This is a genomic window from Oceanobacillus sp. GQ8 (assembly GCF_059758495.1).
Genome location: NZ_JCAXEV010000004.1, coordinates 145,143 through 168,412, shown reverse-complemented (window position 1 = coordinate 168,412; position 23,270 = coordinate 145,143). Strand labels below are relative to the sequence as shown.

The following is a 23,270-nucleotide window of genomic DNA, read 5'->3' as shown; positions in this document are numbered from 1 at the left end:
TCCATTAATGTCGAATGAAGGATGGTGAGGAGGTGATTTATCGGATGCTTCAGGCTAAATCAAGTGGGGGAGAGCTCATCACACTTGCCACCCTGACATCGGCTGATCTCAAGCAACTTAAATTAGAGAAGCAGACATTTACTTGTCCTGCATGTGGAAGCAGGGTAATCGCAAAGGCCGGTAAAAAAAAGATACCCCATTTTGCCCACCATCATGCTGATGCCTGTATTACTTCAGAGAATGGAGAAAGTGCCTATCATGAACAAGGGAAACTTCTGCTATATCAATGGTTGAAGGCCCAACAGCTACAAGTAAAATTAGAAGCCTATTTACCAGAAATTCAGCAACGCCCGGATATTTTATTGACGGTCGGCAAAAAAATGATTGCGATTGAATTTCAATGTGCTCGAATCCCGCCAGAAGTTATCATTAAACGTAATAACGGCTATAAACAAGCAGGAATTACCCCGATTTGGATTATGGGGGAGCAGCTACTAAAACGAAAATCAACAAACGGTTTTAAACTGGATGCTTTCCTACAGCTATTTATACACCAATTTACTTCGGCAACCCCACCGATTATTTACTTCTTTTGTCCACATACAACTCAACTTATCAACTTAATGGACATATATAGTATAGGTAACGGCCTTGCTTTTGGATTAATTCAAATTCGTACGCTTCAGACCATTCAGTTTCCTGAACTATTTCATTTTCGTAACTTCGAGAGACAAACACTGTGGAGGTTATGGAAAAAAGAGAAAGCGTGTTTCAGGATAAGGCCAATAAGGCAGTTCGGTTCAGAGTCGAAATGGCATAAATGGCTCTATGAAAAAGGCCTACATCGTGATTTTCTACCCACTATCGTCCACATCCCAGTGCTTTCTCAGCATTTTATGAAGCAGCCTCTTTGGCAATGGCAGAGTAAGCTCGTGATCGAGGTACTGTCTCCTCTGCCACTCGGTGGAACAATTTTTCTTAACAGACTCATTGCCGTGCTAGGGCAAGTGCAACACCCCCAAGGTATCTTTCCGCTCATTAAGCACTTCACAAATCCAGTTACAGAGTATATGCAGCTCCTTTGTCAGCTCGGATACTTTCGCGAAACGACTCCTAACCAATACCAGAAGCTCAGCCCCATATCCTTTTTTTCCTCTGTCGAAGACGCTATCAAGGCGGATAATGAATTGACTCTACAGTTCTTAAGAAAAGTTTGGTAAAATAATTTCGGGACACTAAGCAAAATACGAGCATTATTCCGCTTGAATTCGATATACTAATTATAGTGGGTTTATAATTAGGGCTCCTATATTGATTTGTAGAACTAGTTAAAGAGATAAAAAGGAGGAATATTAGTGGCTAAATCGACAAAAGAGTTACCAAAACGTAATGAACTTCCGGTAAATTTGACTTGGAAACTGGAAGACATTTTTGAAACTGATCAGGCATGGGATGAAGAATTGGCACAACTACAAAAGGATATTCCGCAAATAGCAGAGTTCCAAGGTAAATTATCTGATTCTGCTGACAGTTTGTACAACATGCTACTGCTACAAGATAAATTATCTCAACGTCTTGGAAAGCTTTATACATATGCGCATATGCGTTACGATGAGGATACAACCAACTCATGGTATCAGGGTTTAAACGCAAAAGCGGAAAATGTATTGACACAAGCTTCAAGTGAGATGAGCTTTATCGTACCGGAAATTTTGGCTATGGAAGAAGGAAAGGTTGAGGCTTTTCTAAAGGAAAATCAAGGTTTGCAAGCTTATAAGAAAACACTTGATGAGATTACAAGACAACGTCCTCATGTTCTAAGTCAAAAGGAAGAGGCATTGCTAGCTGAGGCTTCAGAGCCGATGTCTAGTGCTTCACAGACATTTGGTATGCTAAATAATGCTGATTTGACATTCCCTCGTATTAAAAATGAATCAGGGGAGGAAGTCGAGCTAACTCATGGCCGCTATATTAGTTTTCTTGAATCTAAAGATCAACGCGTCCGTGAAGAAGCATTTAAAGCAATGTACGGCAAGTATGGTGAGTTTAAAAACACTTTCGCTTCCACTTTAAATGGTAACGTTAAAAAAGATAACTTTTATGCAAAAGTGCGCAACTACAACTCTGCAAGAGAAGCTGCATTGGACAATAACAATATTCCTGAGCAGGTATATGACAATCTTGTGGAAGCTGTAAACGAAAAGCTACCATTGTTACATCGCTATGCTGCACTTCGCAAAAAGGTAATGAAATTAGATGAATTGCATATGTATGACCTATTTACACCACTTGTGCAAGATGTCGACATGGAAATTCCATACGAAAAGGCTCAGAAAGTCGTTTTAGAAGGATTAGAGCCACTTGGTGAAGAATACCTTAACATTGTTAAAGAAGGCTATGAGAACCGTTGGATTGATGTAGAAGAAAATAAAGGTAAACGTAGCGGTGCTTACTCTTCAGGAGCGTATGGTACAAATCCATATATTCTGTTGAACTGGCAGGACAATGTGAATAATATGTTTACACTTGCGCATGAGCTTGGTCATTCTGTGCATAGCTATTATACAAGAAAGAATCAACCGTATCGTTACGGAAATTATTCCATCTTCGTTGCAGAAGTTGCTTCTACATGTAATGAAGCATTACTTAATGATCATTTACTAAAAACAACAGAGGATGAAAAGGAAAAACTATACCTGTTAAATCATTTTCTGGAAGGATTCCGTGGAACAGTTTTCCGTCAAACAATGTTTGCAGAATTTGAGCATGATATCCATGTGCGGATGCAAAATGGGGAAGCGTTGACAGCTGAGAGACTAACAGAGCTTTATTATGAGCTAAATAAAAAATATTTTGGAGATGCAGTTGTATCTGACGAGGAGATCGGACTTGAGTGGGCCCGAATCCCACATTTCTATTACAATTATTATGTATACCAATATGCTACAGGCTATTCTGCAGCTACAGCACTTGCTAACAAAATCCTAGCTGAAGAAGACGGGGCAGTGGATCGCTATCTTAACTTCCTGAAAGCTGGAAGTAGTGATTATCCAATCGAAGTCTTAAAACAGGCAGGAGTGGATATGACATCTAAACAGCCTATTTTAGACGCGCTAGATGTCTTTGAAGAAAAGCTGAATGAAATGGAAGAACTATTATCCCAACAAAATTAAGCAAACAAAAAACAGGATGGTCAAATGATCATCCTGTTTTGCTATCTCATCCCACGATAAACCTTTTTATTTGTAAATGAATAAACGGTTAAATAGATGCAAATAAATAAGATTGGTAATGTAAGGTAAAGAGGGATGACGTTCATTAAACCGAGGATATTTAAAAAGAATGCGAACACGGTCAGGACAAGGAAAAAAAAGGGAAATAAGCCTTGCACAGTAGGTCCTCCTAGCACATTTTTATTTTGTTTGCATATTATAATGCTTATGTTTTTTAGACGTAATTTAGAAGTGTGACACTTCTGTGAAAATGTGAACATACTTATTGAAACATACGAGCAGACTTGGTATAGTTAGTTTGTAAGATGAGAACAAACAAAACCCCTTTGTTTGAATCATGAAACTTTCTCCCATCCCCCTTTGTTTATTTATACAAAGAGAGATATAGAGGATATACGCTGCCCCGTATATCCTCTATTTTTATAAATCGTCCCAGCCTGTAAAAAAAGGAAGGAGAGAGGCATTTAGTCATACATAAAAAAATAAGCCTTTAAAAAGGCTTAAGTCTTTATCGGTTACCGACATATTTCCAAAAAGAGCCGTATTTAACAGGGATTCTTTCTACAATTTGTTTCAACTGCAGTTTTTTCATTTCTTTTTCTGTTTGTGCCTGACTCCAGTCATATACAACAGAAATTTCTTTACTACCGACGATATTATAATGTGCTAGAAAATCTTCAAGTGATGGCTTCTCTGATGGAATAGGATGAATGCGTAAAATTTCTTGTAATACACGTACATAAATTTCATACGGATAGAGCCCAGAAACCTTAATGCCTTGTTCTTCTACCATTTGGTTAAAGAAAACGATCGTTGGGATATAGTCAACTTCCATTTCTTGGGTTAACTTAAGGTCACATTGAAAGGCTTTCTTTGCAGAAGAGGAGTATAAATCACTTTGGAATTCTGCTGTATCTAAATTCGCTCTTTCTGCACATTTCAGGAGTACCGATTCATCTGAAATGTTCTGTTTATTTAAAAATGCTTCTTCTTGAATTTTTCGTAGGAATTGTCTTCCAGCCTTTTTCCCTTGCAGTTCCGCTGCTTTAATAGCAATGGAAGCAAGCCACGGCGAAGTGACTGGATTATCAATCCACAAATCACCGTCACAGCTCATTCCTGTTCGTTTCGCAGTTTTTTCCCATATATCCCTTAGGCGTTTAGGTTTATCAAATTGATCTCTATTTAATGTGTTAATATGGCCACTTACGATAGGACGAACAGTGAAAAAACGACCGTATTCAATAGAAAGCTTTTTTATATAAGGCTCCAGCGCCCAGCATTCTGGACAAAGAGGGTCAACGAAAACATACATCTCAATTGGTTTTTGCAGAACATCAAAAAAGCTGTAATTTCCCGATGTGTTGGCATGTGTTGAGCTAAGCTCTGTTTGATTCCAGCTCACATCGATTCTCCTTTCTGTTATTCTGGTGTGTTCATCATGTGGTTAGCAGTCATCGTTAATTTTTCATATATAGCTGTGCGATATGGTTCCTCTATTTCAGCTTCGACTAATGCTTGCGCCATGCATTCTAACCAGGCATCACGTCTTTTGGGAGTTATTTTAAAAGGTAAGTGCCTTCTTCTAAGCATAGGATGCCCACGTTCCTCCAAATATAATGAAGGCCCACCAAAAAACTGGGTTAAAAATAATGTTTGTTTTCTTGCTGTTTCTGTCAGATCTTCCGGGAATATAGGGATAAGTTCCGTATTAACGGCGACACGCTTATAAAACGCATTGACGAGTCGTTCAATGGCCTCATAGCCACCAATTGCCTCAAACATTGTTCCAGGTTCTCTCATCGAAAATTCCCCTTGCTATTATAAAAGCTTCTAGACCATCCCTATAAAAGATGCGTTAGTGCTTTTGATTTGAAGTTTGTATATATTGTAGCAACGGAAGGGATTGTGGGCAAATAATCTGATTGTATTAAGCCTTTAAGCTATTCTTTTGTACGTAATGATTGAAAGAATCTCTGTATTTTATTAGGTGTTTTTCGCTCAGGTATGGCAAATTGTTTAAGTAGCGACTGAAACACGGATCTGCCAACTTCCTCTGACGGTGCTTCAAGCTCTAGTTCATAATCTGCCTGCCCGTTATACGTACTATAATCAAGTACAAGTAAGACATCACGATACGGAATTTCTCGTCGAACTGTTGTCAAGGCACCAAAGTACGTTAGGGTAGATGGTGTAATATTCCATTTATCTAGCTGTTTTTGCGTATGCTCTTTTGCTATTGGCTTTCCACTCAACCACTTATCCACTTCCTCTTCGGACAAGGTATCATGGGTCTCCAGTAATCCTGTCTCATTTGGTTCCTTTAAAGTAAGTTGGTAAGCTCCTTGCTTCTCTCTAATTCGCAGTGCTGCTCCATTCTCTTTCAAACGAAAATCTTTTGTTTCGAAATAGTAATTTGTTTGTGTTTTACCTTCTATTGAAAAAGGAAGCATATTTAATAGTAACTCGAATTCTTTTTTTGTTAGTATATTTTTATATTCAATCTCAATTTCCTGTGTCACACTATTCTCTCCATTATTTTAAATTGGTTAGTATTGATTATGGCTAATGCGAAGCAAATATGCAAAGATTAGCCATTGTGTTAGATTATGGTACAATAGGATGGGAATTATATCCTGACGATTCGTACATAGAGCTAACGGGCTTTATTGCGCGATTTAGAAGAAAATCAGGTGGTGTTAATTGTGAATTGGGGAGCGTTACTTGCACCTTATATACAGGTAGTAGAGGAATTAAAGGTAAAACTTAAAGGAATACGAAAACAGTTTGAATATGAATCAAGGCATTCACCAATAGAATTTATTACAGGTAGAGTTAAACCTGTTCCAAGTATTTTGGAAAAAGCTGAAAGTAGACAGATTAAAATGACTGATATTGAACAAAAAATACAGGATATTGCAGGGTTACGAGTGGTCTGTCAGTTTGTTGATGATATTTATACCATTGTAGAAATGCTCCGAAGTCGTGATGACCTTTCGATTATAGAAGAAAAGGATTATGTCTCAGAGAAAAAGGACAGTGGATACAGATCCTATCATTTAATTATCGAATATCCTGTAGAAACCATTGATGGTAGAAAAATTCTTATGGCAGAAATTCAAATTAGAACATTGGCTATGAACTTCTGGGCAACAAATGAGCATTCCTTGAATTATAAGTATAAAGGCAGGATACCAACTGAGGTGAAAGAAAGATTACAACGTGCAGCAGAAGCGGCTTTTAAGCTCGATGAAGAAATGTCTAAAATAAAAAGTGAAGTGCAAGAAGCCCAGAGAATGTTCCATAGGAAATAATAAAGCCTGATTTCAATAAGGAGGATGAATACATGAAGTTTGTTATTGTATCAAAGGGCGATGAACGTTCAAATAAACTGAAGGCAACGATGAAACAGTATTTGACTGATTTTGATTTAGAATATGATAAAGAAGAACCTGAATTGGTTATCTCTATTGGAGGGGACGGCACGTTTCTTGAAGCATTCCACCGGTATATTCATCGATTGAGTGAAACTTCGTTTATTGGAATACACACAGGACACCTAGGGTTTTACGCAGATTGGGTCCCTGAAGAAGTGGAAAAATTGATTATCGAGATTGCTAAAACTCCTTTTCAGATTGTCGAATACCCATTATTAGAAGTGACGATCCGCTCAAAGACAGGCGAAAGCAAAGACACTTTTCTTGCACTTAATGAAGCGACGATTAAAACAGCAGACGGATCCGTTGTGTTTGATGTAGAAATAAAGGGAGAGCGGTTTGAGACCTTCCGTGGGGATGGGCTTTGTATTTCTACACCTTCTGGAAGTACGGCATATAACAAAGCACTTGGGGGAGCAATCATTCACCCATCTCTCGATGCGATCCAGTTAACAGAAATGGCATCTATTAATAACCGTGTTTTCCGTACGATTGGGTCACCGTTGATCTTACCGAAACACCATCCATGCATCTTACGACCAACCGTTGATCGTAGTTTTTTAATTGCAATCGACCATTTTACAACAAATTACACCAATGTAGAATCTATTCAGTGTCGGGTAGCTGAAGAACGTATTCGCTTTGCGAGATTTCGCCAATTCCCATTTTGGAACAGAGTACGCGACTCCTTTGTAGCAGAAGAGAATAGCTAGGGTTATGAAATCTTGGCCCATAACATTTGATTTCACGCATAAATAGTGATTTAATTTGAGATTTAATAGCAACTACAAAGTAAATAAATACAATCTTACACAAAGATTTCTTGCAATGAAGGAGAAGCATTAAAATGGAATGGATTATTAGAAAAATACATGAAGGATTACTTATTCGCACATACCTACAGCGGGAACACGGGTTTTCGAGGCGAATGATTAAATCTATTAAATTTAATGGAGGAAACATCCTCGTTAACGGTACAAACCAGAATGTAAGGTATGAATTGAAAGAAGGCGACAAGCTAGTAGTAGAATTTCCCCAAGAAAAAATTGGTGCTTATATGGAACCTGAAGATACACCGCTATCCATCGTATACGAAGACGATGCTGTGCTCGTCTTGAACAAAGCGGCTGGAATGCTCTCTATCCCGTCTTTACAACAGCCTACAGGAACAGTTGCTAATGCATTACTTGGCCATTACAAAAACCATGACGTCACGAACACGGTTCATATTGTGACACGTTTGGACAGGGATACCTCCGGACTTATGCTAGTGGCTAAAAATAGTTACAGTCACTCCCGGTTATCAGCTTTCCAAAAGGATGGAAAAGTGAAACGTCAATACCAGGCAGTCGTTGAGGGAGCCCCTTCAGACAAAAAGGGTGTAATTAATGCACCAATTGAGCGTAAGGAAGACTCTATTATAGAGCGAATGGTACGTGAGGATGGCAAACAGGCCATCACCCACTATGAAATAGATAGGGAATTCGCCCACTATTCCTTGGTAAGAATTAAGTTGGAAACAGGACGCACACATCAGATCCGTGTTCATTTCAGTTATGTTGGTCACCCGTTAGTAGGCGACACCTTGTATGGGGGAGATGACAAATGGATCGGTAGACAAGCATTACACTGTCATGCGCTTAGCTTTAAACATCCTATAACGAATGAGGACATGCATTTTCAACAGGAACTGCCGCAAGACATGAAACAGCTTCTGTAAAGAGAAGCTATCTAAATTATTTAATCGAAGTAAGTAAATTTCTCTTTCATTAAAGGCTGTTTTGATGGAACATTCACAACTTCTTTTTCAGGTAGTCGAAAGGCACTTAATGCATTGCCAAATACACAGCCTGTGTCAATATTAATCGTGCGATGGACGATTCTTGGTGACATGACAGGTGTGTGTCCATAAACGATCCAGTCTGTGCCCTCATATTCTTTTGCCCAGTCTTTTCTTACAGGCCTGCCATCCTCTGTAAAGTCACCGGTAATATCTCCATAAAGTACGAAGGTTTTGACCTTTTTATCTGTACGACCAATATATTCCTCTTTTATGCCAGCGTGAGCAACGATAGCTTTCACCATAGGTATCTGCAGATATAATGGGGCGTTTTCGTATAATGTAATAAATTTTTGTCTAACTTCTGCTTGTTCTTCTTTAGTAAGCTGATTGTATTCTGCTACAGTTGTCTCTAAACCATGCCGCTGCTGAACTTTATTTCCGAGAAAAAAACGATAGAGCTTATTGCAATGATTTCCTGGTACATAATGACCTTTTTTCTTTATAATAACAAGGTGGTAGACAAGCTCGATAACCTTTAATGATTGAGGGCCACGGTCAGTAATATCACCTAGGAATATAGGAATCCTTCCATCGGGGTGGCTATACTCCTTTTCTTTTTGATAGCCAAGCTTTTCAAACAAGTTTTGTAGTTCTTCATAACAGCCATGCACGTCTCCGATAATATCTACTTTTTCCATTATACCCATCCTTATAATTTTTCTTGCTTTCCTGCAAAAATTGGATTATCATAAATCGCGTCCCTGCTAACTAATCTAAAATGTAATTGTCATTTATCCCGGTGCAACCGTCCGTAAGACTCCCGCTTCAAAACATGAGGTAAAACAGTAATGTTTAAGTGGGAGTAAACGGACGCTAACACCCCGATTCGTTCAACGAACAATCAATGGGGGAAGAATGAAAACCCCCACTGATTGAAGTTTCACTTTATTATATCCATTATTTAGTTAGAAACCAAATTGTTTTAATGCTACTTTACAGGGAAAATAAATATTAGACTTTTTTTATCACAAAATAGAATAGAAAGTCAGTGTCGAATGCAGAATTGCCAAGAATAAGTAAGCTTCTAGAAGAAGGGTAGCTTGCTTTTTCAAGCGGAAGGAATGTTTTTCAATGGAATCTAATAATCGCTATGACGAAGAATACGAAGTACAATATGAAGCACACTGGAAAAAGTTACAGCATGCATTAGAGCATGAAAAAATAGAAGAATTTCGAGATGAATTTCTAGATATGCATCCATATGATCAAGCGAAATTCTTTATGGAGCAGGAAAAATCTTACCGTATGCAAATTTATACTTATTTGTCTCCAGAAGAGCTTGGGGAAGTTATGGAAAATGTCGATCTTGAAGATACAACCTTGATCGTGGCCGAAATGGACCCGAGAATGTCATCCATGATGCTTTCTGAAATGTCGGCAGATAATGCGGTTGATATATTAAATGAACTGGACAAAGACCAGGTTGCAAGCCTACTGACAATTATGGATAAAGAGGCAGCTGATGAAATCAAACAGTTGCTTCATTATGAAGAAAAAACCGCTGGTAGTATTATGACGACAGAGTTTGTCTCCACATACAAGCATTATACTGCTGATCAGACCATGAAACTATTGAAAGAAGAAGCCCCTGATGCGGAGACGATCTATTATTTATATGTGGTTGATGAAGATAAGCGATTAGTCGGTGTCCTTTCACTTCGGGACTTAATAGTTGCGTCTGAGGAAACATTAGTGGAAGAAATGATGAATGAAAAGATTGTTGCTGTTTCCGTTGCAAAGGACCAAGAAGAAGTTGCTCAAATGATTCGTGACTATGATTTTCTTGCAGTTCCGGTTGTAGATTTTCAAGAACACCTACTAGGAATTATTACGGTCGATGATATCTTGGACGTTATGGAAGAGGAAGCTAGTGAGGATTATTCTCGCCTTGCTGGTGTAACGGAAGCCACAAGACATGCTGACAGTGCCCTTGTCACAGCCCGAAAAAGACTTCCTTGGCTAGTCATTCTGCTCTTCTTAGGGATGTTTACTGCCAGTCTCATTGGAAGGTTTGAGCAAACGCTCGAGCAAGTTGCTGTTCTAGCAATCTTTATTCCGTTAATTGCCGGAATGGCTGGAAATACTGGTACACAGGCATTGGCTGTAGCAGTACGTGGTCTGGCAACAGGTGATTACGGCAAGCAGGGCAAGACCAAGTTGATAATGCGTGAAGCAGTAACGGGATTAATTACTGGTACGGTTTGCGGAATTGTCATCACATTGGTTATTTATCTCTGGAAGGGAGATATTTTCCTTGGCTTGCTAGTCGGGATTTCTATTCTTGCCACCTTGATTGTAGCGACACTAGCTGGTTCACTGGTCCCAATTATTATGGATCGCTTTAATATTGATCCTGCCGTAGCATCTGGTCCGTTTATTACAACAATTAATGATATTATCTCCATCCTCATTTATTTTGGAATGGCAACAGCCTTTATGAGATTGTTAACTTAAAGGAAAAAGAGCACTCTTCTACAGAGTGCTTTTTTGTATGTTTAAGCAATTATTCCGTTAAAATTCATTCACACATTTATAAAAATGGGTTCATATAATGAGAAAGGAAGGAGTGATCACGAATGGCAAAAAAACGATTTGCGAAAGACCCCTTGCTTTACATTCACCAGCCAAAAGAAAGTAATCCAAAAGCTCCCATGCAATATACTTCTTATACAAATGCAGAAAAGAAGCACCAGCTAACATCAGAGCAGAAACCAGTTGAGCAAAAGCAGAAAGAAGTTCTGGGGCCGATCAGTACTCATGCTAGGCGTCGCAGCTTTTTAGAAGAACAGGCACTACAGCAGGAAAAACGGAAGAAGGTTGAACCAGAAGTTAAAGAAAGTGTGGAACAAAAACATGAGGAAAAGATCCCTGAGCTAGTCGAGGAACCTAAAAGTCCTGAAACAGAAACAGAAAAAAGGGAACGTCCTAAGTTTAAAGATATGACAATTGAAGAGAAGGTGGCTTACTTCGTGTCGACACCCAGCTATGCTCCACAAATGCGTTGTGAAATTAGAACAGGAGAAAGATCCTACCGGGGTGTCATAACCGGATCTGAGGACAACTATGTATATATAAGAGTAGGCAACAGGAAACAAAGTACAAAGATTAACCTAGATGACATCAAACATATAAAATTATTGGGATTTTAAAAAAGGTCCGAGGATATAATCCTCGGACCTTTTTTGCTTTCCTTAGTTAAGTGCATTAACTGCAGGAAGGCATGTTACGTGGCAGAAGCAATTAAGATCTACTGTCATGCAAATACCAGTCGCGCGCAGTGGCTTTGTTTCTTGTTCCACTGGATTCTTCGGACATGGATTTTCATCACCAGGATCTCTTAGTAGTTCTAGAACTGCACAACAATCATCGGTAATTTTCTTCACTCTAAAGTAGAAGGTACCTACAACGTAACCGATGTTGCTTGGATGTGCACCGTATCCTTGGAATGGTTTGCAGTCTCCTTTACAGTAAAGGATTACCGGAACTGTATCTAAACCATTGCCGTTATCTGTTTCCCCCAGTAAGTCCGTAATGGACTGTTCGCAGCTCGTGTCACAACAATTTTCAATGACGTCATTCTGTGCCTCAACTATTTCACTAAGAATATCGCAAACACAGTTTCCTGTTTCAAAATCTTTTCCACAACCCATGAATTATTACTCCCTTCAAAAATGAAATTGACTCATTTGTCTTTACTAGAGTATGTGTTTTCGCATAGATGGTGTGGGCATCCATCCTAAAAAATCTAGATATTTATCCGTATAAACGGGCGAATGTCTACACCAGCCTAATTTTGTAACATAGACTAATAACGAACATACATGAAAAAGGAGTGGAAGCTAGTGTCTGAGAGAAAACAAGTCATTCATGTGAAAGACCTTGTTATAAAGGCGGATAACGTTTATATAGAACCAAAGAGACCGCATCATCGAAATCCATTTTTTGGCGGAAGAACACAAGAAGAAGCAGAAGATGTACACCACGAAGATAGGGAAGACTTTGAGAATGAATCAGATGAGAAAGACGGAAGAAGAGATCCTTTCGCTTGGTTCTAAATGAAACTGGCAGCTATTTTGTAGCTGCTTTTTATTTTACGTTTGGAAAGCCTGAAATTCTATTCTGAAAGCGATGATGACGTCGTTGAAATTCTAAAATTTCAAGTATAAGAAAAATATACACATTCACTAAAAGTCGTTTATCTAAAGACAAAGGAGGGCTCTAGATGAAACTATCTGAACCCAGGTGGCTTCAACACATTCGAGATATTGAAAAACATCTTGAAAAAAATGAAAAATGGCTAAAACAACCGGAGTCTAAATTTAACCAATTTAATAAGGAAGCTGAAGCTTGGGAGAAAGGATATTTAGCTAAAATCAGCGATGTAGAGAAATTTGCAAAAGAATTGGAGAAGACAATGGAGAAATTGTAGGAATACTTCTTAGAGAGAAGGGTATATATAAATAACTAACCACTAAGATAGCTTACTTCTCAAATTTATTATAAAGGAGGCGCTTATATGGGCTATATTCTTCCAATCTCCCATTACCAATACAATGATTACCAAAACCGGATTACGGAAACAAAACCAAATCCACACTATATTGAAAGACCTTTCAAAGTAATTTTAGAAGAACAGCATCAACGTATCGAAAAAGAATATGAACGTCTAAATGGCCCAGTACAGCAATCTCCTTCAAAAAAAGATATACATGCTAATAAGTTTTTTGAGCAAATTACCGGTAAAGGTAAGAATTTTAGTGCAGGTGTTTAATCTTTTATATTCAACGAAGAGAGTCTCGTGGAACGGGAAATATCACATGTAATCAGTCAAAAGGCAAATGATTAAGAATATTTCCTACGCTAATTAGAATGCCACTTCTTCAAGCATCAGAAAAATCCGAACTAGATGGAAAAACATCCTAGTTCGGATTTTTCTTTAACTAAAGCATTTTTATTGCATTCTCATTTAAATCGCTTATGTCCTCGGTTTGTAAATGGAAGTAGGAATAGTTGCTTATCCTTTATGTATTCTGCGTAGAATACTTCCTTCGGGCTTGAATAGTCTTGTTTATGCAATTCTTCGATTAACCATTCCTCTGTGAGATTTTTTTCCTTCAGGTTATCAAAAATAATTTCACCATCATTAATAAGTGTCGTGGCAAGGTGGACATCGTGTGTTGCTACTTTCAAGTCCTGTTTTGTTGGTGTTTGTTGAGCAGCTTTTTTTAAAACAGAGACCTTACCATTTGTTTCTAATATAGCATATTCTACATCCTGTATAGAAAACACATCTTTTTCGCGTAACAAATGTTGAAGGTGATTTAAGTCAAGTTTACTTTTCTTCATAGTATCTCTGATAAGCTTACCTTTATAAATAATAATATCAGGACTTCCTTCCAAGAAAGCACGAGAACTTTTCCACTTTTGGGTAATGATCTCTGTTAAGTATAACAACGCTCCCCATAAGCTAATAACAAAGGCAATTTCTGCAATTCCAGCTTCTTTATCAAATAAGGCATTCCCAACCAGTTCCCCAAGAATTAGGGCTGAAATAAAGTCAAATGGTGTTAACTGATTAATTTGTGTTTTCCCTAGTATCTTCGTGAGTGTAAAAAGAGCTACAAAGCCGAAAAGAGTGTCGGATAACATGGAGAGATAATTATTCAATGGCGGCGCCCCCTTATAGGCATTTAAACCTTAACCTACCCGAAAAAGAGAATCTTATTCATATAGTAATCTGTTAGATAAAGGTTAAAACAGAAAGAGGCAATAAAAAAACACCTCACTGGGAGGTGTTTTACAAGTCTTTTACCATTGTTACATGTGGGATTCCGGCATCCATAAATTCTCCGGAAATCGTTTTGTAACCTAGACGCTCATAAAAGGGGAGTGCTTGGGTTTGCGCATTAAGTTTTGCCTTTTTATATCCCTTGGATAAGATGATGTCTTCCATGGCAGCAATCATTTGCGAACCAAATGCTTTACCACGGTGTTCCTTTAGTATACAAATTCGTTCTAGTTTTCCGTATTCCTCTACGAAGCGCAGTCGACTAGCGGCGATTGCTTGATCATTTTCATAGCCTACAAGATGTGTTGCCGTTTTATCATGTTCATCCAGTTCTTCCTCCGGTGACACCTTTTGTTCTTTTACAAAAACCGTCATACGTACATGATAAGCTTCTTTTAATTGTTCGTCTGTTTCTACAACGTTTATATTCAAACTTTTTCCTTTCCGAATACAAAGGAGTCGTGGACAGTCCATGAACCATTATCCAGTTGGTAAAGAAGCTGGAAACGATCTACTTTATCCTCTAAGTCAAAGTTTTTCATCTTTAGGCTACCGTATACATCGGAATATTCTTCAGTGGATAGCTTCTGGGCAATCGTAATATGGGGAACAAAGGCAAATTCCTGATTACCTGGAAGGTTACCACGGTTCATTTTCTCAAACAAATCGATCAATTCCTGCTTTGGTTCTACTTTTAAATAAATCGTATTTGTCACTGGCGCAAAAGTACTTACTTTTCGAATGTTTACTGTAAATGGTTCCGTATCATTTGCAATATGCTTCAACTCTGTCACAAACTCATGGACAGTTTGTTCGTCAGCATCAAAGGCTTCCTTCAGCGTAATATGCGGTGGAATTAATGCATAATGTGGGTCATAACGCATTCTGTATGAATTTGCTTCATCTTGTACAGCTTTTGATGGGAAAATAGCTATTCCATATTTCATTATGAAAACCTCCTCTATATTTTGACGACTGTATCTTTTTAAGAACCAGCTTAGTGTACCTTATATTATAACAAAATTAAAAGGAACAAGGTAATTATTTTTATATTTTTCAGCAAAATCGTTTAAGGTTATGCGAACATAGTGGTAAGTAAACGTTTCATATCCTGCTGCCAGTATTTCCAAGTATGCTCTCCATCTTCTAGCTCATGATACACATAGCTAAGCCCTTTTGCAGTTAATAGCTCATGTAACTTTCGATTCGGTTCAATAAAGTCAAGGGTTTGCCCATCTGTTGTATCAACTGCCGTTTCCGCTGTACCAATCGTATGATAGACATCAATCCCATGAATAGATGTAGCTTCCTCAACTGCCTGCAAGACCGTTTCATCTACATAGGGTGACTGCATAACGACTTTGCCAAATGTATGCGGATATTTTAATGCGGTCATGAGGGCAAGTGTACCTGCTAATGAATCTCCTATTAGTGCTCGTGATTGACCCATATGGTAAGTCGGGAGCAAGTCATCTAGCAGAGGAACGACTTCATGTACCAAAAATTTAATATATGCCTTGTTCTGTTCCCCGTTTGGATGATATTTTTCTCTGCGATCATATTTGTCCTTGTAATGGATTCCGACAAAGATGGTATTACTTATTTCATGAGAAGCATGAAGACGATCACTAAGGGTAGCAATCCGCCCCATTTGGTAATAATCATTTCCATCCTGCATGATACAGATATTATATTTGTATAATGGTGAGAATGATTCTGGCTGATAGAGTTTTAAAATCATCGTTTCATTTAAATAGCTACTTTCGATTTGCTTTTCTGTCATGGAGCCTTTTCTTCCCAATTTGAACCCCCCAATATTTAAAAGTCGGATACTTTTCTCTTTAAGGAAGTCATACTCGAGCATTTCGGTTTCTGATTCCCTACTATTTCTTATTGTAAACCAATGGGTTCGTATTATAAAAGGTTCAGTTTGCCTTCTCGAGTAACTGGCCTTTATAAAGGTTGTAATAACTTCCTTCAAGTTCAAGTAAAGATTCATGGCTTCCTTGTTCGAGAATTTCCCCGTGTTCCAGCATTATGATCTTATCTGCTTCCTGAATAGTGTTCAAGCGGTGGGCAATAACAAAGCTCGTTCTGCCTTCCATCAATCGTTTAAGAGCCTCTTGAATCTTTAATTCTGTAATAGTGTCGATATTACTTGTCGCTTCATCCAGTATCAGAATGGATGGTTCTGCAAGCAATGCTCGGGCGATGGTGAGCAATTGTTTTTGTCCTTGACTAATTCCACTACCAACCTGGTCGAGCATCGTATCATAGCCATCAGGTAATTTTTCAATGAATTCATGTGCATTCGCATCTTTTGCGGCTTGCACTACTTCCTCATCCGTTGCTTCAAGGCGACCATAGCGGATGTTTTCCCTAATGGTTGCATGGAAGAGGAAGGAATCTTGTAAGACAAAGCCCATATGCTGGCGTAGACTAGAACGCTGGATATCTTTTAATGCATTTCCGTCAAGCCGAATTTCACCTTCATCATAGTTATAGAAGCGGGAAATTAAATTGACGATAGTCGTCTTACCAGCCCCAGTATGCCCAACGAGGGCAACTGTTTCGCCAGGTGCAGCTTCAAAGCTAATATCGTTTAGAATTTTACTGTCTTCGTAACCGAAGGAAACATGGTCAAATTCAATTTTCCCTTCCGTCTCTGATAGCTTTATTGCACTTTTTTCATCGCTTTCCTCTTGTTTCTCGTCAATAACTTGAAAAACTCGTTCCGCTCCAGCGATGGCGGATAGCAGAATATTAAACTGATTGGATAGTTCATTTAAAGGCCGGGTAAACTGCCTTGCATATTCTGTGAAAATAACGATAATCCCAACGGTTATAAGACCATTAATTGCAAGTATTCCTCCAACAAGGGCAATAAGAGCCATGCTCAGGGCATTAAGTGAATTCATTACCTTTGGAATAAAGCCGGCAATGGTTAATGCCCAAAATCCAGAATGATTTAATTTCTGATTGCGCTCTTCAAATTCTCTGATGACGCGTTCTTCTTGAGAGAAGCTTTTTACAATATGCTGACCCGAAACGATTTCCTCCACATAGCCATTCACTTCACCTAGATTTTTTTGTTGTAATTTATAGAGCGGTCCTGTTCTTCTTGTGATCCAGCGAATGCTGAAAAACATGGCAGGGATAATCGACATGGTCACTAACGTTAATAATGGGCTCAAATAAAGCATTACGCCAACAGTTCCAAATAGGGTCAATACACTGGAAAAAATCTGGATGACCGACTGGTTCAGGGTATTGTTCACATTATCAATATCATTGGTAACACGACTCATTAATTCGCCATGCTGCCTTTTATCAAAATACGAAATTGGCAGGCGATGAAATTGATAAAATAAATCGGAACGCAACGAATAAACGGTGTTCTGTGCGATATCTACCATCCAAAAGTTTTGTAGAAAAATGGATAGGGAGTGGAACAGGAATATAACAACGAGCCAGATTAGCAAAGTGGCAAGTCCTGAACTTTCTTTTGTGACAATAAAGTCGTCAACTGCCATCCCAATCATATAAGGGCCAAGTAGGCTGAGGCCAGAACTGGCCACAACCATTAATATCACTAGGAAAAGCTTGAATTTTTCTCTGGCGAGGTAAGACCATATCCGTTTAAGCGTCCCGCGCGCATCCTTCGCTTTCCGTGCTTTATCTTCCTTTATCGTATCAACAGGAATTTTTTCATATTGAAAAGGCTGCTTTAATGAATTATTTCGCATATGCGTACTCCTTTCCAAACTGGGATTCCACAATTTTTTTATATAGTTCAGAGGTTGCGAGCAGCTCTTTATGTGTTCCGATAGCAAGCAACTTGCCTTCATCTATTAACAGAATACGGTCAGCACGAATAGCAGTAGAAATCTTTTGGGTAATGATTAGCATGGTGCATTGGTACGTATCGATTGCATCAAGTAAACGAGATTCTGTTGCTAAATCTAGGGCACTTGTACTGTCATCAAGCATTAAAATATTTGGTTTTCGAATCAATGCACGCGCAATGGAAATCCGTTGCTTCTGTCCACCTGAAAGATTGACACCCTTTTGCCCAACGCGGGTCTCATACTGATCATCCAGACCAATGATGGTGTCATGAATTTGAGCATCCTTTGCTGCCTGAACGATTTCTTCGGTCGTAGCCTGATCTTTCCCCCAAGCAATGTTGTCTTTCACGGAACCAGTAAACAGAAGTGGGCTTTGCGGCACATAACCTATGCTACCGCGCAGTTCATCAAGCGAATAATCGGTAAGCTTCTTGTCATCCACAAGGACGGTCCCGCCTGTTGGATCATAAAGCCTTGGGATGAGCTGGAATAAAGAGGTTTTACCTGCTCCGGTGGAACCAACAACAGCGAGTTTCTCCCCTGCAGCAACCTCAAAAGTCATTTGTTTTACAACCGTTTCTTCCGTCTCAGGGTATGCAAAGGAAACATCCTGAAATGCTACAGAGCCTTTACTTACATGGACACCATGGTTTACCGTATCGGAATCCTTTAAATCCACTTCCAAATTTAATACCTCACTTAGACGTTCAGCTGATGCCTTCATCCTAGAAAATGCCATGATAATAAAGGTAAACATGGAAATGGCCATAGAAACACGGAGCGCGTAGTTAACAATTGCCACAACATTTCCGACAGAAGTATCCCCAGCAATGGCCTGAGCGTTTCCAAACCAAATAATGAAAATGAGGCTTAAATTCATTACAAATAACAATACCGGCATGGATGACTCCACAAATCGGAAAGTAAAACGAGTGCGATCAGCAAGTTCTTTGTTTGCCGTAGTGAAACGTTCTTCTTCATGTTTTCTACGGAAAAATGCCTTGATTAACCGCATGCCGGCTAAATTTTCTTGCATGACCCGGTTTACTTTGTCGACGCTTTTCTGTACTTTATCGAAAAGACCACTCGCAATCTTCAGTATCCATAAAATAAATCCAATTAGTAGCGGAACCGTAACAAGGAAAACAAGGGATAACTTGGCATCCACGATAAATGCCAGTGTCACACCACCAATGACAATCAGTGGTGCTTTTGAAATAATGCGTAAAATCATAAACACCGTATTCTGTACCTGACGCACATCATTTGTAAATCGGGTGACAAGTCCAGAAGTGGGGTACTTATTTAAATTAGCAAAAGAAAATTCCTGTATTTTAGCAAATAATCTTTCCCTTATGTCATGGGCAAATCCCCAACTGACATGGGAGGAATAGAAGGAGTTAATAATGCCGCTAACAAAGCCGATTAAGGATAGACCGATCATAATGCTGCCCCACATCACAATATTATCGATATCCTGGTTAACCACCCCGTCATTAATCATTTTTCCTAAAAATAGCGGTAGTAGCAATTCAGCAGCCAATTCTACAAGCATTAGCAATAACGCTGCAACGGCTGCCAGCTTATACGGTTTAATAAAAGAAAAGACTGTTCTCATGTTGACTCTCCACCTGTCATTAAATAATCCAATATTCTTCCTATTATAATAGGAAAGTATGTTTTTATCCACTCATTTATTTCGTGTTTCGAAATAAAATGAACAGCTCAAGAGAGGGACTTTTTATGCATAGCCTTTTCAACGCTGGGAAAGATAGATGTGTATTTCCAAGAAAGGGGCAATCACAATGAATAACCAATTAACAGAACTCGAATTGGAAAATCTGCGTCACATTATCGGTGGGCATGGCATGATCGCAAATAAGCTTGAAGCTTATGCACAAAATTGTACGGACCCACAGCTAGTTTCCATCTTGCAACAAGATGCACAGGATGCAAAAGCAGCACAGCAAAAGCTTATGACATTTTTAGGATAGGGAGGAATTTTACATGCTTTCAGAAAAAGATATCGTAAATGATTATTTGGCAGGATTAAATGCTAGTCTTACAGGCTATGCAGGGTATATTAGTGAATCAGACAATGAACAATTGCGCCAAACACTAATTCAACTACGTAACCAGGACGAACAGCGCCAACGCAATCTATATAATTACGCAAGTCAAAAAGGGTACTACCAACCAGCAGCACCAGCAAACCCTCAAGTCGTACAGCAAATCAAAAGCCAACTCACCCAACAATAGTAGGGAAGGGAGCGGGACAGCAGGAGGATGCTGTCCTGTTTTTCATTATTCAGGCGGGAGTTTGTAAGTCACCTCTCCTTGTGCATTTAAAAATTCTAACTTTGGCACATCATGTTCATCAATTACCATACGAATACGTTGATTTCCACTTTTGTCATTTAAATGTATGGTAACCTCTCCGTTTTTATTTTTCCCCATAAAAGCTCGCTCAGCATTCCCTTTAAATAATTCCGCCAACTTTTCATGCTGATTTTCTTTACTGTTATCACTTTTTTGAATTTTTTCGGACTCCTTAATTAGTTCAGGAAGTGGAGTGGAAGGGCGATCAAAAATAGAAAAACCATAATGGCGTTCCTCATTCTTTTCGACATACCTCATTTGTACTACTTGATCTTGTTTAAATTGATCAAAGGTTAGAGAGGCAGAAACCGTTTCATTACCATTCTTATCCTTGCCATTTCCATAGATAAGTCCGCCACATTCATCTTCATTTTGATTATAAAACATTATGCCTGAGATAGGATCTTTTTGTCTGTGTCCGGGGAGAATATCTTCTCCATCCATAAGAACTGGTGGAATGTTATCTTGGTTGAAAAGCGACATTTTGACCTTGCCAGCAGGATCTACAATATTTAATCGTTCGACATTTATTTCTTTAAAAGATTCTTTCTTGTTATTTGACATATATAGTACTCCTTCATTTTATAATTGGCATATTATTACCGTTCTGTGTGAAGGCAGGGAAGTCCTCTATGTATCAGGACTTTTATTTAGAAAAAGCATAAAATGTTGGGCTAGATTGGGTTGCGCGAAAACTATCATCCTGCGCTATTCTTAGTATTGACAGATAGAAAGATATTTTATATAGTAGATTTACTGCAAATACACGATTCCGTAGCTCAGCTGGGAGAGCGCTACCTTGACAGGGTAGAGGTCGTTGGTTCGAGCCCAATCGGAATCATCGTTATAAACGCGCTGTTATAAAAGGCTTTTCCCCCATATGAGAGGAAAAGCCTTTTATCATTCATATATCAAATTGCCGACATTTTGCCGACCAGTTCCTATTTTTTATTGTTTACTTCCGTTTATGGAGTTGAATGAATCGTTTCCACCAGTTTTTTTAAAGGCTCTCTAGATTGTACGCCTTACCATTGCATCACATAGTAAGAAGTTAATGAAACTCCATCAAAATTAGAAAAAGACGATATCAATTTATCAGTTTTGGCTAATGCACAAGAAGTGGAAATGGTATTTGAGGATCCATCCATGGTAAATAAAATCAAATTTGAAGATGGAAGTTCTGCTGAGTATATAGATTATGGTTTTAACCAACAAATTGTTTGGAAAGATAGTGAGACAGAAGTAACTTATATTATCAATGTTAATATGCCAGATGAAGAAGGGACTGGTAAATTAACAGAAAAAGAAATGTCTAATATGATAGGTTCATTTAAATCTATAAAAGAATGATCAAAATTAAATTTATAACTATATGGGGGTGTCTATGAAGAATCTAATTGCTATTGGTATATTATTATTTTCTATATTAGGTTTAACTGGGTGTAATGATTATCAAAAGGATGGGTTGGTATCAGAAGAAAAAGGAATGTATTCTTTATATGTAGTTGGCGATGACGAAATAGATATAAAATTGGAGAAGGAATCAGAAATTGATTCTGTTTTCAGAATACAGATCGAATCTAATTATGATAACGCCAAAAATGACACACCATATTTAGAAATAGATAAAAATAAGCCTAACTATTATTTATTTAATACAAAGGATTTAGTTTTTCAAACAACAGCCTATGATAAACTAGTGAAGTATTTAAAAGATAATCCGGAACCTAAGTAATTTTTAATTCATCTATAAATTGAAGAAAATAAAATAGAAGATGATCATAGATGGGAAAAAATATTAGAATTGATATCTAGTAATATCTCCTCTGATTCCTATGAAACTTGGTTTGCACATACCAAAGCGAGCTTTACAGAAAAAACACTCACCATTTACTGTGTAAATATATTTCAGCGGGATTGGGTAAAAAGTCACTATCTAAACCTTATCACTACAACGTTGATTGAGGTGATTGGGAAAGATTTAGAGATAATTGTTACAACAGAGAGTGAGGATTTATAAATTACCTCACTCTCTATGTATAATTCGAATTGATTTTTACATAGTCAGATTTTAGCATTCCAAATACAATACTATCGGTCCACTCATCTTTATTCCAAAAGTCTTGTATAAAGTGAGCTTCTTTTCTCATTCCCACCCTTTTACATAATTTTTCTGAGGCTATATTCCGTGCATCTAGACTCGCTTGAATACGGTGAACTTTTACAGTTTCAAATAAGTAGTTTATCAGTGCAAAAACAGCCTCTGTTGCATAACCTTTCTCCGCCACTGATTTTGAAAATGTATAACCAATTTCAACAGTATCTTTCATACCTGTGTACCAGACAGATAGATCGCCAATTACTTTAGAGTCCACCAAAACCGCTAAATTCAAAGCACTTTCTTTTGTTAATTGATTATTATTTAATTTCTTATTAAACTTCTGTTTTTTATCTTCGTGAGTCCATTTGTCATGTAACAGGTATCTGCACGTTGAAGCATCTTTAAAAATTTCATAGACACCATTAAAATGATGCTTTTCAAATGGTTTAATCATTAGTCGTTCTGTTTCAATTTTCATTAGAACACTTCCTTAAGATAAGAATATCCAACACTACTCAAACGGTAGACATTGATAAAGCGGTTTGAATACAATGCCGCTATAGATTCTATGGCTAAAATGGTAATAGATATAGTTCCATCCGTTTCTAAGCTAGTGTTATTAGATTGTAAACATATGTACG

Annotated in this window: 29 protein-coding genes and 1 tRNA gene; 16 read left to right on the top strand and 14 right to left on the bottom strand. The window is 38.1% G+C overall.

Annotation, left to right across the window (positions count from 1 at the left end):
* The first annotated feature begins 14 nt into the window (after positions 1-14).
* Both AC6CHS_RS13280 and pepF read left to right on the top strand, forming a co-directional pair.
* Complete coding sequence (locus AC6CHS_RS13280) at positions 15-1,220, top strand: competence protein CoiA (RefSeq protein ID WP_498236787.1); 1,206 nt, start codon at positions 15-17, stop codon at positions 1,218-1,220.
* Between the two features lie 135 nt (positions 1,221-1,355).
* Positions 1,356-3,173: an oligoendopeptidase F gene (gene pepF / locus AC6CHS_RS13275; RefSeq protein WP_036573881.1), complete on the top strand. Its 1,818-nt coding sequence runs from the start codon at positions 1,356-1,358 to the stop codon at positions 3,171-3,173.
* 41 nt (positions 3,174-3,214) lie between these two features.
* Here the strand turns inward: pepF and AC6CHS_RS13270 are convergent, their stop codons facing one another.
* The 4 genes from AC6CHS_RS13270 to AC6CHS_RS13255 form a co-directional block, all read right to left on the bottom strand.
* Positions 3,215-3,493 carry a hypothetical protein gene (locus AC6CHS_RS13270; RefSeq protein WP_498236786.1) on the bottom strand — a complete coding sequence of 93 codons (279 nt, stop codon included), beginning with the start codon at positions 3,491-3,493 and terminating at the stop codon, positions 3,215-3,217.
* 248 nt (positions 3,494-3,741) lie between these two features.
* Entirely contained in the window at positions 3,742-4,638 is an 897-nt protein-coding gene (locus AC6CHS_RS13265) for a ClpXP adapter SpxH family protein (RefSeq protein WP_498236785.1), read from the bottom strand.
* A gap of 17 nt (positions 4,639-4,655) precedes the next feature.
* A complete protein-coding gene (locus AC6CHS_RS13260; protein WP_498236783.1) occupies positions 4,656-5,036 on the bottom strand; it encodes a globin domain-containing protein in 381 nt (126 codons plus the stop codon).
* Positions 5,037-5,176: 140 nt separating this feature from the next.
* A complete protein-coding gene (locus tag AC6CHS_RS13255) occupies positions 5,177-5,755 on the bottom strand; it encodes a CYTH domain-containing protein (protein ID WP_498236781.1) in 579 nt (192 codons plus the stop codon).
* 183 nt (positions 5,756-5,938) lie between these two features.
* On the opposite strand from AC6CHS_RS13255, the gene yjbM reads away from it, so the two are divergent.
* The 3 genes from yjbM (at position 5,939) to AC6CHS_RS13240 (ending at position 8,390) form a co-directional block, all read left to right on the top strand.
* Complete coding sequence (gene yjbM, locus AC6CHS_RS13250) at positions 5,939-6,547, top strand: GTP diphosphokinase (RefSeq protein WP_498237341.1); 609 nt, start codon at positions 5,939-5,941, stop codon at positions 6,545-6,547.
* A 32-nt stretch (positions 6,548-6,579) separates the two neighbouring features.
* Positions 6,580-7,383 carry an NAD kinase gene (locus AC6CHS_RS13245; protein ID WP_498236779.1) on the top strand — a complete coding sequence of 268 codons (804 nt, stop codon included), beginning with the start codon at positions 6,580-6,582 and terminating at the stop codon, positions 7,381-7,383.
* 134 nt (positions 7,384-7,517) lie between these two features.
* Positions 7,518-8,390 carry an RluA family pseudouridine synthase gene (locus AC6CHS_RS13240; RefSeq protein ID WP_498236777.1) on the top strand — a complete coding sequence of 291 codons (873 nt, stop codon included), beginning with the start codon at positions 7,518-7,520 and terminating at the stop codon, positions 8,388-8,390.
* Positions 8,391-8,410: 20 nt separating this feature from the next.
* On the opposite strand, the gene prpE is transcribed toward AC6CHS_RS13240, so the two are convergent.
* The gene (gene prpE / locus AC6CHS_RS13235; protein ID WP_498236776.1) at positions 8,411-9,151 is read right to left on the bottom strand and encodes a bis(5'-nucleosyl)-tetraphosphatase PrpE; all 741 of its coding nucleotides are present in this window, start codon (positions 9,149-9,151) and stop codon (positions 8,411-8,413) included.
* Positions 9,152-9,584: 433 nt separating this feature from the next.
* On the opposite strand from prpE, the gene mgtE reads away from it, so the two are divergent.
* Entirely contained in the window at positions 9,585-10,967 is a 1,383-nt protein-coding gene (mgtE, locus tag AC6CHS_RS13230; RefSeq protein WP_498236774.1) for a magnesium transporter, read from the top strand.
* A gap of 122 nt (positions 10,968-11,089) precedes the next feature.
* The gene (locus tag AC6CHS_RS13225; RefSeq protein WP_498236772.1) at positions 11,090-11,662 is read left to right on the top strand and encodes a CotO family spore coat protein; all 573 of its coding nucleotides are present in this window, start codon (positions 11,090-11,092) and stop codon (positions 11,660-11,662) included.
* 42 nt (positions 11,663-11,704) lie between these two features.
* On the opposite strand, the gene AC6CHS_RS13220 is transcribed toward AC6CHS_RS13225, so the two are convergent.
* Positions 11,705-12,163, bottom strand: coding sequence for a CotY/CotZ family spore coat protein (locus AC6CHS_RS13220; protein ID WP_498236770.1), 459 nt, complete (start codon positions 12,161-12,163; stop codon positions 11,705-11,707).
* Between the two features lie 192 nt (positions 12,164-12,355).
* On the opposite strand from AC6CHS_RS13220, the gene AC6CHS_RS13215 reads away from it, so the two are divergent.
* The 3 genes from AC6CHS_RS13215 (at position 12,356) to AC6CHS_RS13205 (ending at position 13,284) form a co-directional block, all read left to right on the top strand.
* Positions 12,356-12,568, top strand: coding sequence for a hypothetical protein (locus tag AC6CHS_RS13215; protein ID WP_498236768.1), 213 nt, complete (start codon positions 12,356-12,358; stop codon positions 12,566-12,568).
* Positions 12,569-12,735: 167 nt separating this feature from the next.
* Positions 12,736-12,942, top strand: a complete 207-nt coding sequence (locus AC6CHS_RS13210; protein ID WP_498236766.1) for a hypothetical protein — start codon at positions 12,736-12,738, stop codon at positions 12,940-12,942.
* 87 nt (positions 12,943-13,029) lie between these two features.
* Positions 13,030-13,284: a hypothetical protein gene (locus tag AC6CHS_RS13205; RefSeq protein WP_106896329.1), complete on the top strand. Its 255-nt coding sequence runs from the start codon at positions 13,030-13,032 to the stop codon at positions 13,282-13,284.
* A gap of 191 nt (positions 13,285-13,475) precedes the next feature.
* Here the strand turns inward: AC6CHS_RS13205 and AC6CHS_RS13200 are convergent, their stop codons facing one another.
* The 6 genes from AC6CHS_RS13200 to AC6CHS_RS13175 form a co-directional block, all read right to left on the bottom strand.
* A complete protein-coding gene (locus AC6CHS_RS13200) occupies positions 13,476-14,180 on the bottom strand; it encodes a YetF domain-containing protein (RefSeq protein WP_106896330.1) in 705 nt (234 codons plus the stop codon).
* Between the two features lie 130 nt (positions 14,181-14,310).
* Positions 14,311-14,733, bottom strand: a complete 423-nt coding sequence (locus AC6CHS_RS13195; RefSeq protein WP_106896331.1) for a GNAT family N-acetyltransferase — start codon at positions 14,731-14,733, stop codon at positions 14,311-14,313.
* On the bottom strand, positions 14,730-15,248 hold the full coding sequence (locus AC6CHS_RS13190) for a YjcG family protein (RefSeq protein ID WP_106896332.1): 519 nt from the start codon (positions 15,246-15,248) through the stop codon (positions 14,730-14,732). The genes AC6CHS_RS13195 and AC6CHS_RS13190 overlap by 4 nt, the downstream gene beginning before the upstream one ends.
* A gap of 128 nt (positions 15,249-15,376) precedes the next feature.
* Positions 15,377-16,102 carry an alpha/beta hydrolase gene (locus AC6CHS_RS13185; RefSeq protein ID WP_498236763.1) on the bottom strand — a complete coding sequence of 242 codons (726 nt, stop codon included), beginning with the start codon at positions 16,100-16,102 and terminating at the stop codon, positions 15,377-15,379.
* Between the two features lie 124 nt (positions 16,103-16,226).
* Positions 16,227-18,047 (bottom strand): ABC transporter ATP-binding protein, encoded by a 1,821-nt coding sequence (locus tag AC6CHS_RS13180; protein ID WP_498236761.1) that lies wholly within the window; start codon positions 18,045-18,047, stop codon positions 16,227-16,229.
* Positions 18,037-19,767: an ABC transporter ATP-binding protein gene (locus AC6CHS_RS13175; protein ID WP_498236759.1), complete on the bottom strand. Its 1,731-nt coding sequence runs from the start codon at positions 19,765-19,767 to the stop codon at positions 18,037-18,039. The genes AC6CHS_RS13180 and AC6CHS_RS13175 overlap by 11 nt, the downstream gene beginning before the upstream one ends.
* A 187-nt stretch (positions 19,768-19,954) precedes the next feature.
* Between AC6CHS_RS13175 and AC6CHS_RS13170 the strand changes: the two genes are divergently transcribed.
* The gene (locus tag AC6CHS_RS13170) at positions 19,955-20,143 is read left to right on the top strand and encodes a hypothetical protein (protein ID WP_036573837.1); all 189 of its coding nucleotides are present in this window, start codon (positions 19,955-19,957) and stop codon (positions 20,141-20,143) included.
* 13 nt (positions 20,144-20,156) lie between these two features.
* Positions 20,157-20,408: a spore coat protein gene (locus AC6CHS_RS13165; RefSeq protein WP_036573835.1), complete on the top strand. Its 252-nt coding sequence runs from the start codon at positions 20,157-20,159 to the stop codon at positions 20,406-20,408.
* Between the two features lie 45 nt (positions 20,409-20,453).
* Here AC6CHS_RS13165 and AC6CHS_RS13160 read toward each other — a convergent pair whose 3' ends face one another.
* A complete protein-coding gene (locus AC6CHS_RS13160; protein ID WP_498236756.1) occupies positions 20,454-21,092 on the bottom strand; it encodes a hypothetical protein in 639 nt (212 codons plus the stop codon).
* Between the two features lie 204 nt (positions 21,093-21,296).
* On the opposite strand from AC6CHS_RS13160, the gene AC6CHS_RS13155 reads away from it, so the two are divergent.
* From AC6CHS_RS13155 to AC6CHS_RS13140, 4 genes are all read left to right on the top strand, one after another.
* Positions 21,297-21,369 (top strand) — tRNA-Val (locus tag AC6CHS_RS13155).
* Between the two features lie 260 nt (positions 21,370-21,629).
* On the top strand, positions 21,630-21,878 hold the full coding sequence (locus AC6CHS_RS13150) for a hypothetical protein (RefSeq protein WP_498236754.1): 249 nt from the start codon (positions 21,630-21,632) through the stop codon (positions 21,876-21,878).
* Positions 21,879-21,912: 34 nt separating this feature from the next.
* Positions 21,913-22,263 (top strand): hypothetical protein, encoded by a 351-nt coding sequence (locus tag AC6CHS_RS13145; RefSeq protein WP_498236752.1) that lies wholly within the window; start codon positions 21,913-21,915, stop codon positions 22,261-22,263.
* Between the two features lie 18 nt (positions 22,264-22,281).
* Positions 22,282-22,548: a DnaA N-terminal domain-containing protein gene (locus AC6CHS_RS13140; RefSeq protein WP_498237339.1), complete on the top strand. Its 267-nt coding sequence runs from the start codon at positions 22,282-22,284 to the stop codon at positions 22,546-22,548.
* 13 nt (positions 22,549-22,561) lie between these two features.
* Here AC6CHS_RS13140 and AC6CHS_RS13135 read toward each other — a convergent pair whose 3' ends face one another.
* Positions 22,562-23,107 (bottom strand): GNAT family N-acetyltransferase, encoded by a 546-nt coding sequence (locus AC6CHS_RS13135; RefSeq protein WP_498236750.1) that lies wholly within the window; start codon positions 23,105-23,107, stop codon positions 22,562-22,564.
* Positions 23,108-23,270 lie beyond the last annotated feature (163 nt).

Bases quoted from the DNA above. Each gene is read 5' to 3' on its own strand.
- AC6CHS_RS13180 (WP_498236761.1), bottom strand. From the start codon at position 18,047: ATGCGAAATAATTCATTAAAGCAGCCTTTTCAATATGAAAAAATTCCT.
- AC6CHS_RS13145 (WP_498236752.1), top strand. From the start codon at position 21,913: ATGAAGAATCTAATTGCTATTGGTATATTATTATTTTCTATATTAGGT.
- AC6CHS_RS13205 (WP_106896329.1), top strand. From the start codon at position 13,030: ATGGGCTATATTCTTCCAATCTCCCATTACCAATACAATGATTACCAA.
- AC6CHS_RS13175 (WP_498236759.1), bottom strand. From the start codon at position 19,767: ATGAGAACAGTCTTTTCTTTTATTAAACCGTATAAGCTGGCAGCCGTT.
- AC6CHS_RS13240 (WP_498236777.1), top strand. From the start codon at position 7,518: ATGGAATGGATTATTAGAAAAATACATGAAGGATTACTTATTCGCACA.
- AC6CHS_RS13170 (WP_036573837.1), top strand. From the start codon at position 19,955: ATGAATAACCAATTAACAGAACTCGAATTGGAAAATCTGCGTCACATT.
- AC6CHS_RS13190 (WP_106896332.1), bottom strand. From the start codon at position 15,248: ATGAAATATGGAATAGCTATTTTCCCATCAAAAGCTGTACAAGATGAA.
- AC6CHS_RS13135 (WP_498236750.1), bottom strand. From the start codon at position 23,107: ATGAAAATTGAAACAGAACGACTAATGATTAAACCATTTGAAAAGCAT.
- AC6CHS_RS13165 (WP_036573835.1), top strand. From the start codon at position 20,157: ATGCTTTCAGAAAAAGATATCGTAAATGATTATTTGGCAGGATTAAAT.
- mgtE (WP_498236774.1), top strand. From the start codon at position 9,585: ATGGAATCTAATAATCGCTATGACGAAGAATACGAAGTACAATATGAA.
- AC6CHS_RS13280 (WP_498236787.1), top strand. From the start codon at position 15: ATGAAGGATGGTGAGGAGGTGATTTATCGGATGCTTCAGGCTAAATCA.
- AC6CHS_RS13245 (WP_498236779.1), top strand. From the start codon at position 6,580: ATGAAGTTTGTTATTGTATCAAAGGGCGATGAACGTTCAAATAAACTG.
- AC6CHS_RS13210 (WP_498236766.1), top strand. From the start codon at position 12,736: ATGAAACTATCTGAACCCAGGTGGCTTCAACACATTCGAGATATTGAA.
- AC6CHS_RS13270 (WP_498236786.1), bottom strand. From the start codon at position 3,493: ATGTTCACATTTTCACAGAAGTGTCACACTTCTAAATTACGTCTAAAA.
- AC6CHS_RS13220 (WP_498236770.1), bottom strand. From the start codon at position 12,163: ATGGGTTGTGGAAAAGATTTTGAAACAGGAAACTGTGTTTGCGATATT.
- AC6CHS_RS13160 (WP_498236756.1), bottom strand. From the start codon at position 21,092: ATGTCAAATAACAAGAAAGAATCTTTTAAAGAAATAAATGTCGAACGA.
- prpE (WP_498236776.1), bottom strand. From the start codon at position 9,151: ATGGAAAAAGTAGATATTATCGGAGACGTGCATGGCTGTTATGAAGAA.
- AC6CHS_RS13225 (WP_498236772.1), top strand. From the start codon at position 11,090: ATGGCAAAAAAACGATTTGCGAAAGACCCCTTGCTTTACATTCACCAG.
- AC6CHS_RS13260 (WP_498236783.1), bottom strand. From the start codon at position 5,036: ATGAGAGAACCTGGAACAATGTTTGAGGCAATTGGTGGCTATGAGGCC.